A 19,269-nucleotide genomic window follows, 5' to 3' on the forward strand; every position below is an offset into this window, starting at 1 on the left:
GTTTAAGCGTAATTTTCACTACATCAAAGCATAGGATTAACAATGCTGGATTCTAAATTACTTCGTACAGAGCTGGATGAAACAGCTGCAAAACTGGCGCGTCGAGGCTTTAAGCTAGACGTAGAGACAATCCGTACACTTGAAGATCAACGCAAGTCGATTCAAGTTGAAGTCGAAAATTTACAATCCACTCGTAATTCCATCTCCAAGCAAATTGGTCAAAAAATGGCGGCTGGAGACAAAGATGGTGCAGAAGAAATAAAACAGCAGATTGGTACATTAGGTAGCGATCTCGAAGCAAAAAAAGTACAGCTAGCTGATATCCAGAATAAATTGGAATACATTACTTTATCGGTTCCTAACTTACCTGACGATGAGGTACCTGATGGCAAAGATGAGAATGACAACGTAGAAATATCTCGCTGGGGTGAACCTAAAACCTATGATTTTGAAGTTAAAGATCATGTAGATTTGGGCGAGATGGGTGATGGCCTTGACTTTGCCTGTGCGACAAAAATTACTGGTGCCCGCTTTATTGTAATGAAGGGACAGTTTGCACGCCTTCACCGTGCTATTGCTCAGTTTATGCTTGATCTGCATACCGAAGAGCATGGTTATACAGAAGTGTATGTACCCTATCTAGTCAATTCTGACAGTTTATTTGGAACTGGACAGCTACCCAAGTTTGGGGAAGAGCTTTTTCATACCGAGCCATTGACTGAAAAAGTCAATGATGAAGAGCCACGAAAGTTGTCTCTTATTCCAACAGCGGAAGTGCCCGTGACAAATATGGTTAGAGATACCATAGTTGATGAAGCCGATCTGCCGATTAAAATGACGGCACATACCCCTTGTTTCCGTTCTGAAGCTGGTTCTTACGGCCGTGATACGCGTGGTCTAATCCGCATGCATCAGTTTGATAAGGTCGAACTGATTCAAATTACCAAACCTGAAGATTCAATGGCGGCTTTGGAAGAGCTGACGGGGCATGCTGAGAAAGTATTGCAAATGCTAGAACTTCCGTATCGCAAGGTTGTTTTATGTACTGGTGATATGGGCTTTGGTGCTCGTAAAACTTATGATCTTGAAGTCTGGGTTCCAGCACAAGAGACTTATCGCGAGATTTCTTCTTGTTCAAATACATGGGATTTTCAGGCTCGTCGCATGCAGGCCCGTTTTCGCCGTAAGGGTGAGAAAAAACCTGAGCTCGTGCATACACTAAATGGTTCAGGCTTAGCGGTTGGCCGCACTATGGTTGCAATATTGGAAAATAACCAAGAAGCCGATGGTCGCATCGCTATTCCTGCGGTACTGCAGAAATATATGGGTGGTGCAACGCATATTGGATAAAAGCACAATATAATCCAAAGCCAGCCCTGAAGGCTGGCTTTTTTGCGTTCTTATCCTCGCAACATAGGATATGTGTAAAAAATTAGGTGGCTAAAGTTAAATAAGAAGTGGATAAGAACGGCAGCCCATAACCTTCCAGTTAGATGAAAAACTAGCCCGTAGCAAAGCCCAGCTAGTGAAGCAAATATTATCAGCAGTGGGCCCCCTGCGAAATGAGCGGCACCGAATAAAAAACTCGTAATAACTAGGGCAATATACAAACCAAATTTATCGGTTAGTTTTTGTTGAATGAAACCTCTAAATAGGGCTTCCTCGGATACGCTAGTAAACATTAAGTTATTAAATGCGAACAGCCACCACCAAGATGGAATAGTCAATTCAGGCTTGATTGCACCAAGTACCGATGCGATAGGTAGTAAAGAAAAAAGTAAAGTACAAACAATAAATAACGTTCGATAATTGGGTTTTCGTGGCGTGCCTAGTAAGTGCGGAAAGATGCATAGTAGTGCAAAAAATACGAGTGGTTTGTCCAAATTTATGTACATATTGAAATCTGCACTGAGAGGACCAGCTTGAACTTTTTCTAGTACCTGAGGGTTATTAAAACCAGGGATTAGGTGAAGGAAAAGGAACACGCAAAATACCACAACAACAGCAGATAAAATCGTTGGTGGGAGCCAGTTTTTGTCCCTTAGGTAGTATAGAGCTGTAAAAAATGTGCCAATAATCATCAAGCCAATTGGCGTTACAACGCCATAAAACATCCCACATAGAATAACCATGAAGAGAAGAATCGATGAAGCTTTATTTATCTTGAGAAAAGCTGCTGTTATTGAGATTGCGAGTATTAGCCAAATCCATAGATAGACGTCGATTTGCATATTTTAAGCTCTTGTGTTTTTCAAAACCGAATCGACCGAATTGGTTGAATGGAACATATTCGATCAAATTTATTCACAAGCCGATGAGTTATCGGCTTATTTGGTATAGCTTGTCCGAGCTACTAACTAATGGTCAAATAGACATCTCACCCCTAAGCACTTGCTGCATTTGCTCTTTGACCTGCTCATAGCTGAGGTTTTGACTCAACAAATAATGCAGTTTGGCCAGTGCCGCTTCAGGTGTCATATCGTATCCGCTGATCACACCTGCTTCAGCAAGAGCACAGCCTGTAGCATAGCCACCCATATTAACTTTGCCCGCTAGGCACTGAGTGAGGTTGACCACAATGACGCCACGTTCAGAAGCCTCTTTTAAATGGGATAAGAGCTCAGGATTTTGTGGAGCATTGCCTACACCAAAGGTCAATAAAATCATTGCATTGACTGGCTGCATTAAAGTATTGCGAATCACTTCGTGAGAAATACCTGGGTACATGGTGATCACTCCAATCGGTTGCGGGGTGATGTCGTGTACTCTAAATGCTCCTACTGGTTGTTCATCAACCACAATATCTTTGCTGATCTGAATATTGATGCCCGCTTCCAAAAGTGGTGGTATGTTTGGTGAAGTGAAAGCATCGAATCCATCTGCGTGCGATTTGGTGCTGCGATTTCCGCGCATCAGTTTATTATTGAAGAAAAGCGTTACTTCGTTAATCGGATAGTTGGCGGCGATGTGAAGAGCATTAAGCAAATTAGCTTGACCATCAGACCTTAGTTCCGCTAAGGGGATTTGTGATCCTGTTACAATCACAGGTTTCGCTAAGTTTTCCAGCATAAATGACAGAGCTGATGCTGTGTAAGCCATGGTGTCTGTGCCGTGCAATATGACAAATCCATCATATTTATCATAGTGTTTTCGAATATCATCGGCGATTTGTTGCCAATCTTTTGGTGTCATATCCGATGAATCGATCAAAGGTTCGTATTCGTGGATGGTAAATTCTGGCATTTCAGGACGCTGGAACTCTGGCATGCTTGCCAACTGTTTTTCCATAAAGCCTGCTACAGGAACGTATCCGTGGTCATCAGACTTTTTCATGCCGATGGTTCCACCAGTGTAAGCGATATAAATATGTTTTCTTGCCATTGCTTAAAACCAGTAAATGATAGGGGAACAGAGCCTGAGATTATATATCAATATAAGACAAGAAAAAGAGGAGATCACCTCACCAATGGGCTTTTATATTCCAAATCATCAATAAGATTATTACTGCAGTGTTTCGATAGATAGTATTGCATTGTAAATAAGATAAGCGGTGTTTCAGAAAACTCCAAATGTACATGATAAAACCTGGTCAGACCAATATGGTGGAGATCTTTATGGTTTATAAAATGATGTAGGTTGCATTTTGCTAGAATCTGAACTTTTAGTGATTCAAATCGCTAAATTTAAAGAAATTAATGATTTATCAATTCTTAATTGGCGAGTTGTTTTATTGTGTTTTTTGAAATATATGAAGCTTTACCTTCACATCGCCATGATATGAATTGTCGTTCGGATAGCCAATGTGTATTGAGGCATTACATGCTTAGACTCTTTTTAATCTTTTCTACCTTGTTTTTGTCGTTGAGTAAAATGCCTGTGTTTGCCGGTCAGCTAGATGGGGATCGACTTTGTGCGACAGCACAAGCGGCGTATTTGAAATATAGAAACTTAGATTCAGGCGAGAATGCCAATTACATTAAGGCGCTGCAAGCCGTTGATCCTAAAACATTTGGAATTTCAATAGTGACCGCTGATGGTCGTATATGTGAATTTGGTGATTATAACGCTGCCGTGTCTATCCAGTCCGTATCAAAAGTATTCACCTTAGCTTTGTTGATGAGAGAGAAAGGCCCCAATTTTGTTGAGGAAACAATAGGGGTTCAACCTACAGGTATGCCTTTCAATTCCGTTTTGGCTATTGAGAATCAGCAGGGCTCACCATCGAATCCTTATGTGAATGCGGGTGCTATTTCTACCGTGAGTTGGCTAACACCTCAAAATGAGCCAGAGCTTTGGAAGGCAATAAAAGAAAATATGGACAGCTTTGCGGGCAAAAAGCTTGCCGTTAACACAGATGTTCTTCAGTCAGAAATGGAGGATAACAAACGTAATCTTGGCATCGCAACCTTACTTGATTCATATGGAAAACTGGGAACCACTCCTCTCGATGCGGTTACTGCATATACAAAGCAATGCTCAGTGAATGTCACTTCCCACGACTTAGCGGTCATGGGCTCCGTTTTGGCTAATGACGGTTTGCACCCAATAACACATAAGCAAATACTCAAGAGTGATTATGTCCCGCATATACTGTCCTCGATGGTGATGTCAGGTGTTTACGACAACTCGGGGAGTTGGTTTTATGAAACTGGAGTACCCGCCAAAAGTGGTGTCGGTGGAGGGTTTATTGCAATTATTCCGGGCAAGATGTCTATCGGTGTGATTTCTCCACCACTTGATCAATTCGGTAATAGTGTTCGAGCTCAGAGAGCGGTCAGCTATATTATCAACCAGCTGAACCTGAACCCATACGCTAATTAAGGCAAAGATTGATGTAAACATTAGCAAGGTGAATCGTTAGTATCAGAAATGAAGCAAAGATATTGGCTAGACTCAGATTTGGCGGTGAACCTTGCAATTGATGGGCTCTGTTTGCAAAAACAGAGGCAAAATAACGTAGCTATTTGCCTGTAATCTACTTCCCGAGTCTTCACACTTTTCCTACACCCGACTATCCTTATTTTAAACATACAAAATAAGAGCTAGGTTTCATATGAAAGGTAAGTGTCGATACTTGAGTATTAATAAAAAGTTACTCTTTGCCGTCACCATTATTAGCGTAGTTCTTGCTTTGACGACAACAAGTTACAATCTTTATCACAGGTTACAGCTTGACATAGAGAATATCAATAACACGCTATCCAATATCAAAAATAGCCAGCTTTCGAGTATTACGGGAAGTTTGTGGGTTGAAGATAGAGCGCAACTTGAATCTCAGATCGAAGGTTTACTTACATTACCTGGTGTGGATTATGCCAACATATGGAACGATAAAGAATCCGTTATTGAGAGAGGAAATCGACTGGATGAAAATGCAATTACGCAGATATGGCCTCTCACATATCAACTTGGTGGGACAAGTTATGTGTTGGGCAACTTGATTGTTCAGTCTGACCTCACTCAAACCTATGACAGTCTTTGGTTGCAGTTTGTACATATCCTCTCTGCTGAAAGTGTTCGTATTGTACTGCTGCTTACGAGTGTACTTGCTTTTACTTGGTTTTTTGTCATCAAACGGATCAACTTGATGGAAAAAACGGTCAGTGATAGCAAAGATGATCAAGCTCCTAATAAAATTGTCCTTCCCTCTCCTTGGTTTAAAGATGAAATCACCAATTTAGCAGACAAGTTTAATCAATCTAGCGATATGATTGAAACGCACTATGCACAGCTTAATCAAGCAAGAGAAGATGCAGAGCGAGCGAAAGATGAAGCAATTAGAGCAAGTAAGGCGAAGAGTAGCTTCCTCGCAAATATGTCACACGAAATACGCACTCCTCTCAATGGTGTGATAGGGATATCGGAAGTACTTTCTGATACGCCCCTAACGGCTACACAGCGTGATTACGTTGATACTATTGAGACTTCTTCGCATCTGTTGCTCAATTTAATCAATGATATCTTGGACTTTTCAAAGATCGAATCAGGCATGCTAGTGATTAGTCCAAATTCAACTAACTTGCGGGAATCAATTTATGATATTGCCTCAATTGTTTCCACAAAAGCGCAAGAAAAAGGTATCGATCTCAAGGTGACGGTGAGTGTCAACACACCCTATTGCTTGATAATAGATGATCACCGTTTGCGTCAAGTGCTTATGAATTTTATGTCTAATGCAGTGAAATTTACCGACAAGGGAGAGGTTCATCTTTGTGTAACGACTCGGGAAATAAAAGCAGCAAGCGCCCTAGTTGAATTTTCTGTACAAGATTCAGGAATTGGGATTGATGAAAAGCAACAGCAGAAAATTTTTGAGCCTTTTGCCCAAGAAGATGAATCGACCACGCGACAATTTGGTGGCACAGGACTTGGCTTGGCAATAAGCACTCAATTAGTCGAACTCATGGGTGGAAAAATTGGTCTAGAGTCACAAAAGAATCATGGTAGTCGGTTTTTCTTCGAGCTTTTGTTGCCGGTGACTCAAATGGACTACGATTCAAAACATTCTTTTAGACTCTGTCCTCTATGTTTAGTGTGTGACGATAAAATGCAAGAGCAACAATTATGTGAATCGTTAAACTTCTATCATGCGCCTGTATATCAAGCAGTGGAAAGGTTAGATGAACTTCCCGGTTGGGTGCATGAAAAAGAGCATGTAATTGTTATCTACGTCGAAACTTCGCCCAATGCTGCGGTTCAATATGAACGCTTTTTTCATCACCTTCATGGTTTGAATATTCAAGTTTGTATCATAAAGCATCTTCACAGCGACCAATTTGACTTTGGAGAAAGTGTTGGCGCAATGATTACTCAACCTCTGCTTGGCCAGCGCTTGGTGAGGCTAATAGAGCGATTGGAGGGAAATATAGATCACTCCTCACCCGCAGACTTACAACGCATAAGTAACGAAGCTAAAGCTCAGAAAATATTAGTGGTAGATGATAATGAAGTGAATAGAAAGTTGGTCACTATTCATATCGAAAAATCGGGATTTTGTTTCGATCTGGCGGAAAATGGTCGACAAGCAGTAGAGATGTTTAGAAAGCATCGTTACGCGTTAATCCTCATGGATTGTATGATGCCCGTCATGGATGGGTTTGAGGCAACAGAGAAAATTCGTCAGATAGAACAGGACGAAAATCGCCTCCTGCGTATCCCCATTATTGCCCTTACGGCTAGTGTTGTGGATGAGGACATTAAAAAGTGTTTTGATGTGGGTATGGATGACTATGTACCTAAACCCTTTAAAGCTGAAGTATTACGAGAAAAGTTTGCGATATTTGTGTCTCAAAACTCGGATGAACCACCAGCTTTAGAGCTTCAGCCAAATACTGTTGCTGTGGATGAGGAGGAGAGTAAATCTGAACTTGATTATGTTGGGCGTATTTTGTTGGTAGAAGATAACAATGTTAATCAGAAAGTGGCTTCGTTGATGCTCAGTAAAGCGGGTTACCAGTTTGAAATAGCGGAAAATGGGCAGATAGCGGTGGACAAATATGCGCAAGATAGTGATTTCGATATTATCCTTATGGATTGCATGATGCCAGTAATGGACGGCTTTGAAGCTTCACAAAAAATACGTGAATATGAACAATTTTCAGGACTGTCGAAAACACCTATTATCGCGCTGACAGCCAGTGTCATCGATGATGATATTCGTCGTTGTTTTGATTCTGGAATGGATGCTTATCTACCCAAACCTTTTAGAAAAGAGACACTTCTCCATGAAATTGAAAGCGTCACATCGTGATGAGAATAGATGGTATCAGGCTCAGGTACACTGAGCCTAAGAAACGACAACCGATCTAGCTTTTCACTAGTTTTGTGGCAGAGATGGTTTGGCTTGGTTGGCTACTGTATAACACGACTAAACTAGGTATTGACGCTATCGTTAGATAGATACCCACATACGCAGAACTATAAGTCATTGCTTTGGCGACGATCAAAGGAGTGAGTCCTCCGAAAATTGATAAAGCGATGTTGTAGCCAATTCCTAAACTGGTGATGTGATTGTCTGAATGTTGCCAAAGGACCGCAACTGTGTTGCCCAATATAATGGCGGATAAGGTACTAATACCTAATACTGCAAATACTTGCCAAAAAAATTGGTTTGATCCAAGTAAAGCGAAAAGTGGAATTGCCAAAAACAGCATGGCTATTGCGCCAAATTTAAATGCTTTTTGAGTTGAAAAGTGTTTGTCCACAACAAACGAAAATATAAATATCAATAATACAAGTACTGAAGAATTAATGAGCGCTAAGTTTTCGATATTCATAGCTTTGCCCAAAATACCGCTTGCTAAGTTTTGTACATAAAATATAACCCCAGCAAGAACGGACAAACAAAAGACTTTTGCAATGACATTGTAGTTTGGTTGGTTGGTCATTTTTTCAGGCTTTGGTAATTCTGGTAAAGATAGGCGTAGGTATAGGCTAACAATAATGTTTATAACACCAATGAGTAAAGGTATTCTCCAGCCCCAGTTTATCATCTGTTCTTCGGAAAGTTGATGTTCAAGTCCTGCGACGATTAAAAGTGATATAATGACCCCTGATATGGAGCTGGACACAATTAGACTGCTAATTCTAGAGCGTTCAGATTCCTTTGCTCCGCATAGCAAATAGTTAAAAAGTGTTGGGTATTCTCCCCCAAAACTGAATGCTTGGATCATTTGTAGAATTAAGAATACAATGACTACATATTGACCTACGGTTTCAATGGGCACTAAAGCCATTGAAATGGTGGCGAACCCCGTTAGTAGATTGCAGAACACTAGCGCTTTTTTCCTTCCGTGGCGAGCCGCATAGCGACAAATTACCACTCCACCTATTGGTCTAATTAAGAATCTTAACGCAAACATTCCCCATACAACAAACTCCGAATGTTCAATACCTTGTTTGGAGAAAAGTTGCGAAATGTACATGGATATTGATGCAAATACAGCAATATCATAATATTCCATTGCATTACCGAGAACGGCGCTCGTTCGTTGTTTCCAAGTTAGTGACACTTCTATATACACCTATATATCGATAGTTTTAACGATGGCTCTCTATTCAAGTAAACACACGATTACTACTTAAAATACGGCTTGGATTATGTGAATCATTTAAAGGAAACAATCGTTTTCTTTACTGTTCTAAACATACATCAAGGGAGCTAAAGCAGCATGTGGACAATATCTTGATAGTTAAACGTTATCCATCTATAACCAAATAAAGTAATGAAAAATAAAACATGTGAAATGATACACTATGCAATAAGTATCGATAAAGAATTAATTTGCAAGAATAGCCCATACTAGGTATGAGAAATAAACTTTGAGATGTGTTTTAGACACTAATAAAGAAAAACGCCTATACTGGTGATCAATATAGGCGCTAAAGCGACGGTTGGTTTATTTAACTATTCAACTTGACAGTTTAAGCAAAACGCATACTGACCTTTGGGGTCATTAAAGCTATTTAATAGGTTTGCATCATCAACCATCTGATTTGTGATAGGTCGCAATAAGTCAGGAATTTTGGAATAAACATCAATACCAAATTTTACCTGCACTTGATTCATTATATTTTGTATGAACTCTTGAGCAGGGGTCAAAGGTTCTTCAACCCAATATAGATTGTAATCATCCAACTTAGCCAATTCTGCGGCCAGCTTTATGGCATCATCGAAGTCTCCCATTTTGTCGACCAAGCCGAATTTTTCAGCGTCTTGGCCTGTCCATACACGGCCTTGAGCTATCTTATCCATCGCACCGAAATCTATATTTCGGTTCTCACTAACAAGGCTAACAAAACGACGATAGCCATGTTCAATGCCGAGTTGAAATGCGTCACGGGCTCCTTTAGATAAGCCTGTTGTAATACCCACCCCAGAGAACGGAGAGGTGCCAACGCCATCGGTGTATACTCCGAGTTTATTTAGCCCTTTTTCGAATGTAGTAATCACACTAAAGATACCAATTGAGCCCGTTAAAGTTGTAGGTTGGGCAACAATTTTATCCGCGCTCATCGAAATCCAATACCCGCCAGATGCAGCTAAACTGGACATCGATGCGACGACGGGTTTTCCAGCTTCCCTCAGAGCTTGTATTTCATTGCGAATAACTTCAGACGCGAATGCACTTCCTCCTGGACTATCCACACGCAATACAACTGCCTTAACGTTATCATCATTTCGGGCTTTGCGAAGTAGGGCAGAGACAGTATCCCCTCCTGCTGTACCTGATGGTTGCGAACCGTCCATAATGGCACCGCTTGCTACCACTACGGCAATATCGTCTTTTGCTGTATCAAACTTGGGTTTGATGGTGGCCATATATTGGTAATAATCAATATGCTGGTAGCTGTCTTCGCCATTCGTACCAAAAATTTCGATCAAGTCAGATCTGACTTGCTGACGGGTGGCCAGTTCATCGACCAATCCAAGCGTCAGAGATAGGCTGGCAAGATCGCCGTCTTGTTTTTTAAGTTGTGTTAGGAACTCTTCCATGCTGGGATTTAGGGTCTGTTTCGAAATTTGGCGATTGGTGGCGACATCATCAACATAAGCTCCCCAAAGTTGCCCCAGCCAGCGAGACGCGGATTCCTTTGCCGCATTAGACATATCATCACGCACAAATGGCTCTATCGCAGATTTATAGGTACCAACTCGAAATACATGAGTGTTTACATCAAGTTTTTCTAGCAGAGTCTTATAGTACATAGAATATGCACTGTAGCCTTTGATCAGCACTGCGCCGTCGGGAGCTAGATAGATTTTATCTGCGTAACTTGCGAGGTAATATTGGCTCTGATTGTAGAAATCACCGGCAGCGTAAACAGGCTTTCCAGAAGCTTTGAACTCATTCAGTGCTTTAGCAATGTAGCGCAGCTTGGTCAAATTTGTTTCTGGCATATCGCCAAGAGCAAGCACTATGCCTGTTATCTTGTCATCATCTTTCGCATGACGGATGGTGTCTACAATATCAAATAGCAAGTTTTCACTTGGTATATCTTCTCCAAATATAGAGCCCGCAACTGAATCCATCGGATTTGTATAACGTGACTGCTCAACAATCGGCCCCGATATATTGAGAATCAGAGCTGATTTTTGAGTGACTTTGGGTGTGACCGAGCTATTGGTTGTAAAAGCAAAATACAAAATTCCGAGAGTGACTAGGAAAATAAGGTTCACTAGAGCAAGGCGAACAAAGGTGATGAGCTTCCATATCCCCTTGAAAAGCATGCCAATATACTTGAATATTTTTTTCATTGTGGCTCCACTGTGCTCTTGCACAGGTATAAATCTTGATACGTTTGAGTATAAAGCTGTTAGTAGTCCTACATCCTACTCAAACAAGTATACCTGAACAACTACAAGATTGATCAGTGTTACAAAAATGTAAACACTTGTTTGATTTTAACTCTCGTCAAATCTATTGTGGTCAGACCAGAATTGATAACAAAGTGATGTCCTCTATGTACCCAAATTTATTAAAGCCACTGGATTTAGGATTTACTCAGATTAGAAACAGAGTATTGATGGGCTCAATGCATACTGGTCTTGAAGAACATAAAGAAGGGTTAGGTAAGCTGGCTGCGTTTTATGCCGAACGTGCGAAAGGTGGCGTTGGCCTTATCGTAACAGGTGGTTTTTCTCCTAATTTTCGAGGGCGGTTGCATCCATTTAGCGCAGAATTTAGTAAAGCCAAGCATGCAAGAGCACACAAGGTGGTAACGGACTCCGTGCATGAACATGGTGGTAAGATAGCCCTCCAGCTACTTCACGCTGGTCGTTATGCCATGCATCCATTTTCTCAGAGTGCGTCTGCGATCAAAGCTCCCATTGCTCGTTTTGCACCTAGTGAAATGAGTTGCCGCCAGATCAAGAAAACCATTATGGCTTTTGCTCATAGCTCGGAGCTTGCCAAGTCAGCAGGTTACGATGGTATCGAAATTATGGGCTCAGAGGGATATCTGATTAACCAATTTATCTGTAAGCGTACCAACACTAGATACGATGAATGGGGCGGAAGCTATGAAAATCGTATTCGTTTTCCACTGGAGATTGTCAAAGCAATACGACAAGCCGTGGGTGACGAGTTTATAATCATTTTCCGTTTATCAATGCTCGATCTCGTTGAACAAGGGAGTACTTTTGATGAAGTGGTGATTCTAGCTAAGGAGTTAGAAAAAGCGGGCGTTTCGATCATTAATACCGGTATTGGCTGGCATGAAGCAAGAATACCCACAATTGCAACTCAAGTCCCACGGGGAGCTTTTACTTGGGTGACTGAAAAAGTACGTCCACATGTGTCTATCCCAATAGTCACCTGTAATCGTATTAATACTCCGGAGGAAGCGGAACGTATTTTGGCGAGTGGTCATGCTGATATGGTGTCAATGGCTCGCCCATTTCTTGCAGATCCACATTTCGTAGTAAAAGCACAAAATGACAAGGCTCATCTTATCAATACCTGTATTGGTTGTAATCAAGCTTGTTTGGATCATGTTTTCAAAGGTAAAAGAGCGAGCTGTTTGGTTAACCCACTTGCCTGTCGCGAAGATGAACTCAGAATAACCCCAACACCTTCGCCAAAAAATATTGCCGTTGTTGGTGCTGGCCCTGCTGGATTATCCTGTGCGACGACCTTGGCCAAACGAGGGCATCATGTCGATCTTTTTGAGCGAAATGACCGAATTGGCGGACAGTTTCGCCTTGCGATGCAAATTCCTGGCAAAGAGGAATTTCGCGAGACGATTCGATATTTTGCCAATCAGATTGATGAGACGGGAGTAAAACTGCATCTTGAGACAGAGGCCAATTTTGATTTACTTTCTGAGTATGATGAAGTGGTGATGGCGTCAGGTGTTGAGCCTCGTAAAGTGAACATTGAAGGGATAGATAATCCCAACAAAGTCATTGATTACCAAACGTTAATCAAAGATAAAACCTATGCTGGTGAAAAAGTAGCAATTGTAGGTGCTGGAGGTATTGGTGTTGACGTAGCTACCATGCTCACAGAGCCCGCGGGGCACAGCCTAGATGATTGGCTGCATGATTGGGGTATTGATAAAGAAATTGCTCATCCAGGAGGTTTATTTCCTTACCCTAATTTGCAAAGTGACAAAGAGGTTTGGGTGCTTCAACGTCGAGCCGGCAACGTTGGCAAAGGTCCAGGAAAAACGACAGGTTGGATCCATAAGAGGACGCTAGAAAAGCGAGGTGTTCATCTCCTAGGTGGTGTGAGCTATGACAGAATTGATGAGCAAGGTTTGCACATAACATGCAATGAACAGTCCCAACTCCTTGAAGTAGACAAGGTTATAATATGTGCTGGTCAAGAATCGGTTAGGCCATTTGAACAGCAATGGCAAGAGATGGGAGATAAGCTACATATTATTGGCGGAGCAGATCATGCGGGAGAGCTTGATGCCGTTCGGGCCATTCGTCAAGGAGTGGAACTCGCGATTAAGTTGTAAGCTTATTTAGGGAGGAAGACCTATATCAAAAGTCTTCCTCCAGATATTCAAAGAATGACAGTCTTGTTTCTAAACACAAATACGTGGTCATTGATCACCTTGTTGAGTGCTTTACTTAGTACATTCTTTTCTACATCACGGCCTGCTTGTGACATATCTTGCGCGTTAAAGTTATGATCGACGGGGATAACATCTTGCTTAATGATTGGCCCTTCATCGAGGTCGTTAGTGACGAAATGAGCCGTCGCTCCGATAATTTTCACACCTCTATCATAAGCCTGTTGATACGGTTTGGCCCCAATGAAAGCAGGTAAAAAGCTGTGGTGGATATTAATGATCTTATGGTGATACTTTTCGACAAAAGTTGGTGTTAACACTCTCATATACTTAGCCAATACAAGATAATCTGCATTGTACATATCGATGATTTCAAGCATTTTAGCCTCATGCTCTTCCCTATCTAGGCCGATATGTGAGACGCAGTGATAAGGTATGTCAAACTTCTCGGTTAAGCCCTTGAGAGTATCATAGTTACTTACCACTGCAGCAATATCGACATTAAGACTGCCATCGTAGCTTTTCATGAGAATATCACCGAGGCAATGCGCCTCTTTTGTTACCATAATGACGATGCGTTTTTGATTAGGTCCGACTAATTGCCGTGACACACCTTGAGGTAAAGCCTGATCGAGTTCATCAAGAAGTATTTTGTCGTTAAAGTAGCCGTGAAGTTCTGTGCGCATAAAAAAGTGGCCGCTGGTGTTATCGACAAATTCATTATTGTGAATAATGTTAAGTTGATGCTTGTAGCAGATGTTAGTGATTTTTGAGATGAGGCCGGGCGCGTCTTTACAATGAGTCAGCAGTATTTTCTTTTCCATTAGGTGAAAACTTCCGTGAATTATTTTGTTTTAATGTGAAATTGGCTATTGGCACTAAATAACTAAGCAGCTAGCCACAATAGCAACTACAATTATCCTAATGTTGTGACAGTTTCAACAATTAATTCCAGCAAACCTATAGGTTAAGTGAATTTTGCAGAAACTGCCTTATCTCGGCCGAAGAGGTTGTAAGTATGGATAGGGATCTACTTGCACGTAGGTTGTACTCAGAAAGGGTGAGTGCACTACTTGGCGATCAAGAGCTTAATGAAGAACTTCTCAATGAGATGTGGGAAAACAAAGCTTCGCCCAGTGAAGCGGCGCGAGCCATGACTGATTGTCAAAGTGATTTTGAAGGGCCAGCTTGGTTGTCGCGCTATTTAAACCGACGCTGACTTACTGATAAACACGTCGCGTGCTTTCATTTTATTCTGCACATATCAAGGTGAGGCCATGCTTCGCCTTAAATTAATTCGCTTCGCCAGCATGAACCTGACATAATTCCTCCTTAGTACACGAACTCTCATGTTTTCTTGCCGATGATATCAAAGATTTTTTCAGCTGAAGGTGCTTTAGGCAAAGTCATTCAAGGTTTCCAACCTCGACAAGCTCAATTGGAAATGGCGCAGGCTATTTCAACGGCAATTGAGGCTAACCAGCAGGTGGTTATTGAAGCTGGAACAGGAACGGGGAAGACGTTCGCTTACCTTATCCCCGCACTTCAAAGTGGTAAAAAAGCCATCATAAGTACAGGATCAAAAAATCTTCAAGAACAACTTTTTCATCGAGACTTACCTTTGATTACGGATGCTTTAGACTTCAGTGGGCAAATCGCACTGTTAAAAGGACGAGCAAACTATTTGTGTCTTGACCGTTTGAGTCGACAAATGATTGAAAGTCATAGTATTCAGTCGGATACGGATCTACTCTGTCAATTGGTCAAAGTAAGAACTTGGTCGAGCGAAACAAAAACGGGTGATCTTGGTGAATGCAGTGATATTGCTGAAGACAGCTCAGTGATTCCAAGCATTACGTCTACCAACGATAATTGTTTGGGTAAAGAGTGTCCTAGTTACCAAGAATGTTTTGTGCTTAAAGCACGCAAGAAAGCTATGGATGCGGATGTTGTCGTTGTAAATCACCATCTATTTCTGGCCGATTTAGCAATAAAAGAAACGGGTTTTGGTGAGTTAATCCCTGCAGCGGAAGTCTTTATTTTTGATGAAGCTCATCAATTACCTGATATTGCTAGCCAGTATTTTGGCCAATCTTTATCCAGTCGTCAGATACAGGAATTGTCTAAGGATATAGAAATAGGTTACCGCACAGAAGCCAAAGATATGCGCCAGTTGCAAAAAGTTGGAGAGAAATTAATGCAAAACGCAATGGATCTCAGAATTGCGTTGGGAGAGCCGGGGTATAGAGGTAACTGGCGCGAAGCGATAAGCTCTCCTCCAATAGCAAGAGAACTCGAGCGTTTGCGAGATACACTTGAGTTTTGCCTCGAAGTGCTAAAATTGGCGCTCGGTCGCAGTCAACTGTTGGATACGGCCTATGAGCGAGCAAGCACTATTAATGCACGATTGATGAGGGTCTGTGACGTATCGGTTACCGGATACTCATATTGGTACGAGACAACTCCGCGTCAGTTTAGTCTGCATATCACACCACTTTCGGTGGCCGACAAGTTTCAAGAACAGATGATACAGACGAGTGGTACTTGGGTTTTTACATCGGCAACACTCGGTGTTAGTGGTGACTTCAACCATTTCACCTCTCGACTTGGAATTAACCCAGATATTGAGCTTGCTTTGGCGAGCCCGTTTGATTACCAAAGCCAAGCAAAATTGTGTGTTCCCCGCTATTTACCAGAGCCCAATAGTCCGCAAATGGCAGATAAACTGGTTTCTATGCTTGGGCCTGTGATTGAACAAAATCAGGGAAGGTGTTTTTTTCTTTGTACGTCTCACAATATGATGAGAGAGTTGGGTGAGAGGTTTCGCAGTATGTTATCAATTCCTGTACTTATGCAAGGAGAAACAAGTAAGCAAAAAACGCTGAGTGAATTTATGGAATTGGGTAACGCTCTACTTGTTGCAACCGGTGCATTTTGGGAGGGAATCGATGTTAGAGGTGATGCACTTAGCTGTGTTATTATTGATAAGCTACCCTTTACCGCGCCTGATGACCCCTTGTTAAAAGCGAGAATTGAGGACTGTCAGTTAAAAGGTGGGCAGCCTTTTTCGCAAGTACAGTTACCAGACGCTGTAATTACGCTAAAACAGGGGGTTGGTCGATTGATTCGTGACCAAAAAGATAAAGGTGTGTTGATCATTTGTGATAACCGATTGGTCACGCGCGATTATGGTGGGGTGTTTCTCGCCAGTTTACCCCCAATTCCCCGAACTCGGGACTTGACCGTAGTGCAGGATTTCCTCGCACAAATATCACAAACGAACCAATAATTAGAGAAATAAATGAGTGCAAAAATTCTTGCCTTAGACACAGCAACTGAAAATTGCTCAGTCGCATTACTTGTTAACGATCATGTTTATGTACGAAGAGAAGTCGCCCCACGTGATCACACAAAAAAAATTCTACCCATGGTAGATGAAGTGTTAAAAGAAGCAGGTCTGGCGTTGAATGAGCTAGATGCATTAGCATTTGGTCGTGGTCCTGGCAGTTTCACTGGAGTCCGTATTGGCATCGGTATTGCACAAGGTTTAGCGTTTGGGGCTGAACTTCCTATGATTGGTGTCTCAACCTTAGAGGCGATGGCGAAAGGCAGTTACCGCAGTATGGGGGCAACTCATGTGGCTTGTGCGATAGATGCTCGTATGAGTGAAGTATATTGGGGGCGTTTTATGCGTCAAGAAGATGGCGCTTGGTGTACTATCGATGAAGAATCTGTGATTTCACCAACGACTCTGGCAGAGCACAGCCAAACAGATAAGTTCTCTTGGGTTAAAGCGGGGACTGGCTGGGATGCATATACAGATGCGTTGGGTGACATTAAGTATGACGTGATTCAAGGATGTGTAATATACCCTGATGCAGAGGATATTGCCCTACTGGCAAGCCTTGAGTTTGAGAAAGGCAATACTGTGGCAGTTGAAGAGGCAAGTCCTGTCTATTTACGTGATAAAGTCGCATGGAAGAAGTTGCCGGGTAGAGAATAAGAGGTTTTAAGACGGAGAATATGGTTTCTATTAATGGACTACCTCCATCGCTTCCAGGGCCAAATAAAGCCAACAAAACTGGAAAGAAAGATGGAGTAAAAAAATCTCAGAATACTTCATCTGTTGGCCAACCCAGTAAAGTGGCGAACGCGGTGGCGCATTCTATCCGTCATACCAATGAAGCCGATATTCATAAAGCACAACTTCAGTATGATCTCCCTGAAGGGCAAGGAAGAAAAGCGTTAGAAGAATATATGAATGTGATGAACCAAACGAAAAGAGAGGAACTATCGCAGCTATTAGGCGTCGATCTTTATATTTAGCTTTTTCGATAGAGTATGTATGAAATTACACATGTTTAGATTTGTCGTATTAACCCTATTCATATTTGGTATTAGCGCGTGTAGCACGTTGCCAGAAGAATTGATGTCAAGTAACCCAGATGTGCAGACCAATTATTCAGATTGGAAAATGTCAGTGGAGAGCTCACAGGAACTTCGTTTAGGTGGTGTGATTGCTAGTGTGACAAACCTAAAAGATAAAACTAGACTCGAAGTGGTTAACTTGCCTATTGGTTTGACGGGTAAACCAGATATAGATCAAGAGCCTCAAGGTCGTTTTGTTGCTTATGTGGACGGTTTCGCTGATCCAGTTAAATTTGCTGAGGGCCGTCTGATTACATTGCTTGGAAATAGTGATGGCAAAGAAGCCGCGGATGTTGGGGATTATCATTATGAATTCCCTGTCATGAAAGCGATAGGCTATCATTTGTGGAGGATAGAGGAGCGGGTTCTCATTCACAATGACTTTGGTCCTGCGACCTATTCTTGCCGCAGCTTTTACTGCCGAGAAATCACGCGAGGAACTCAGCAAGGAGTGGTTATCCAGGAAGTAAAATGACTTTTAGAGATACTCGATATAACCAAGCTGAAGGCTATCTAAGCGCTGTTGAATGTGGTTACAGTCATCAAGCAAAATGCTCGATCGTTTTTATACACGGATGGTTGGATAATGCGGCGAGTTTTATGAGTGTAATGCAGACACTTAACCACATGGATCCCGCCCTTCATCTATGTGCAATTGACTTACCTGGACACGGCCAATCAAGCCACAAGTCTGGTAATAACTTTTATCCATTCCATGACTATATTGATGATATCTATCAATTGTTGTCTAATTTCTCGTCAAACAGATTGGTGTTAGTCGGCCATTCACTTGGTGCTTTGGTTGCAAGTTGTTATAGTGCCGCTTTCCCTGAGCAAATTAGTGGGTTAGTTGAAATAGAAGGACGTGGGCCTTTGTCGGAGGACAGTAACCAAGCTGTTTCGCGTTTGAGGGACGGCGTGTTGAGTCGACAGAAAATTCGCAGTCGATCGAGTCGCGCATTTTCGTCACTTGACGATGCCGTTGAAGTGAGGTCTGAGATTAACCTGATTGCATCTGAACTTATTCGCCCGATTGTACTGAGAGGTTTAAAGCGAACTTCAGACGGGTGGTACTGGCGTCATGATGAGAAGTTACAAAGTCAATCTTTGTATCGCATGTCTCATGAGCATGCTCAATCTGTAAGGCAAAGTATAAGTTGTCCTCATTTGGTTGTATTGGGCGAGCATGGTTTTCCTTATCTACAACACAAACAGAAAGGAGAATCAGACTCAGTTGACGTTGCAATGGTTGAAGGGGTGTCATTACTGAGGGATCTTGACGGGATAAATACCATTCGACTCTGTCGTATCCTTACA

Annotated in this window: 14 protein-coding genes and 2 pseudogenes; 11 read left to right on the forward strand and 5 right to left on the reverse strand. The window is 41.9% G+C overall.

All coding sequences use genetic code 11. From position 1 onward, the window contains the following. Positions 1 to 42 precede the first annotated feature (42 nt). Positions 43 to 1,350: a serine--tRNA ligase gene (serS, locus tag QQK21_RS18300; RefSeq protein ID WP_284193614.1), complete on the forward strand. Its 1,308-nt coding sequence runs from the start codon at positions 43 to 45 to the stop codon at positions 1,348 to 1,350. A 50-nt stretch (positions 1,351 to 1,400) separates the two neighbouring features. On the opposite strand, the gene QQK21_RS18305 is transcribed toward serS, so the two are convergent. Further along, entirely contained in the window at positions 1,401 to 2,231 is an 831-nt protein-coding gene (locus QQK21_RS18305; protein ID WP_284193615.1) for a CPBP family intramembrane glutamic endopeptidase, read from the reverse strand. 133 nt (positions 2,232 to 2,364) lie between these two features. After that, complete coding sequence (ansA, locus tag QQK21_RS18310; RefSeq protein ID WP_284193616.1) at positions 2,365 to 3,381, reverse strand: asparaginase; 1,017 nt, start codon at positions 3,379 to 3,381, stop codon at positions 2,365 to 2,367. Between the two features lie 438 nt (positions 3,382 to 3,819). Here ansA and glsA point away from each other — a divergent pair, with 438 nt between their 5' ends. The 3 genes and pseudogenes from glsA to QQK21_RS22370 all read left to right on the forward strand — a co-directional run. Then, positions 3,820 to 4,821: a glutaminase A gene (gene glsA / locus QQK21_RS18315; protein ID WP_284193617.1), complete on the forward strand. Its 1,002-nt coding sequence runs from the start codon at positions 3,820 to 3,822 to the stop codon at positions 4,819 to 4,821. A 232-nt stretch (positions 4,822 to 5,053) separates the two neighbouring features. Beyond that, a pseudogene (locus QQK21_RS22365) lies at positions 5,054 to 6,412 on the forward strand (histidine kinase dimerization/phospho-acceptor domain-containing protein); the annotation flags it as partial. Between the two features lie 510 nt (positions 6,413 to 6,922). After that, positions 6,923 to 7,750 (forward strand): annotated as a pseudogene (locus QQK21_RS22370) (response regulator); the annotation flags it as partial. A 55-nt stretch (positions 7,751 to 7,805) separates the two neighbouring features. Here QQK21_RS22370 and QQK21_RS18325 read toward each other — a convergent pair. Both QQK21_RS18325 and sppA read right to left on the reverse strand, forming a co-directional pair. Next, positions 7,806 to 9,011: an MFS transporter gene (locus QQK21_RS18325; RefSeq protein WP_284193619.1), complete on the reverse strand. Its 1,206-nt coding sequence runs from the start codon at positions 9,009 to 9,011 to the stop codon at positions 7,806 to 7,808. Positions 9,012 to 9,406: 395 nt separating this feature from the next. Continuing rightward, complete coding sequence (gene sppA / locus QQK21_RS18330; RefSeq protein WP_284193620.1) at positions 9,407 to 11,257, reverse strand: signal peptide peptidase SppA; 1,851 nt, start codon at positions 11,255 to 11,257, stop codon at positions 9,407 to 9,409. Between the two features lie 206 nt (positions 11,258 to 11,463). On the opposite strand from sppA, the gene QQK21_RS18335 reads away from it, so the two are divergent. Then, positions 11,464 to 13,467: an NADPH-dependent 2,4-dienoyl-CoA reductase gene (locus QQK21_RS18335; protein WP_284193621.1), complete on the forward strand. Its 2,004-nt coding sequence runs from the start codon at positions 11,464 to 11,466 to the stop codon at positions 13,465 to 13,467. Positions 13,468 to 13,514: 47 nt separating this feature from the next. Here the strand turns inward: QQK21_RS18335 and purU are convergent, their stop codons facing one another. Then, positions 13,515 to 14,348 (reverse strand): formyltetrahydrofolate deformylase, encoded by an 834-nt coding sequence (gene purU, locus QQK21_RS18340; RefSeq protein ID WP_284193622.1) that lies wholly within the window; start codon positions 14,346 to 14,348, stop codon positions 13,515 to 13,517. A gap of 194 nt (positions 14,349 to 14,542) precedes the next feature. Between purU and QQK21_RS18345 the strand changes: the two genes are divergently transcribed. The 6 genes from QQK21_RS18345 to QQK21_RS18370 all read left to right on the forward strand — a co-directional run. Beyond that, positions 14,543 to 14,743 carry a hypothetical protein gene (locus QQK21_RS18345; protein ID WP_284193623.1) on the forward strand — a complete coding sequence of 67 codons (201 nt, stop codon included), beginning with the start codon at positions 14,543 to 14,545 and terminating at the stop codon, positions 14,741 to 14,743. A gap of 144 nt (positions 14,744 to 14,887) precedes the next feature. Then, positions 14,888 to 16,813, forward strand: a complete 1,926-nt coding sequence (yoaA, locus tag QQK21_RS18350) for a DNA repair helicase YoaA (RefSeq protein WP_284193624.1) — start codon at positions 14,888 to 14,890, stop codon at positions 16,811 to 16,813. Between the two features lie 12 nt (positions 16,814 to 16,825). After that, positions 16,826 to 17,527, forward strand: coding sequence for a tRNA (adenosine(37)-N6)-threonylcarbamoyltransferase complex dimerization subunit type 1 TsaB (gene tsaB, locus QQK21_RS18355; protein WP_284193625.1), 702 nt, complete (start codon positions 16,826 to 16,828; stop codon positions 17,525 to 17,527). Between the two features lie 20 nt (positions 17,528 to 17,547). Then, complete coding sequence (locus tag QQK21_RS18360; RefSeq protein ID WP_284193626.1) at positions 17,548 to 17,850, forward strand: chromosome partitioning protein ParA; 303 nt, start codon at positions 17,548 to 17,550, stop codon at positions 17,848 to 17,850. Between the two features lie 19 nt (positions 17,851 to 17,869). Next, positions 17,870 to 18,427, forward strand: a complete 558-nt coding sequence (locus tag QQK21_RS18365; RefSeq protein WP_284193627.1) for a Slp family lipoprotein — start codon at positions 17,870 to 17,872, stop codon at positions 18,425 to 18,427. Then, on the forward strand, positions 18,424 to 19,269 hold an 846-nt coding region (locus QQK21_RS18370; protein WP_284193628.1), incomplete at its 3' end, for an alpha/beta fold hydrolase. The genes QQK21_RS18365 and QQK21_RS18370, both read left to right, overlap by 4 nt.

It is taken from the genome of Vibrio zhanjiangensis (assembly GCF_030161235.1).
Lineage (GTDB): Bacteria > Pseudomonadota > Gammaproteobacteria > Enterobacterales > Vibrionaceae > Vibrio > Vibrio zhanjiangensis.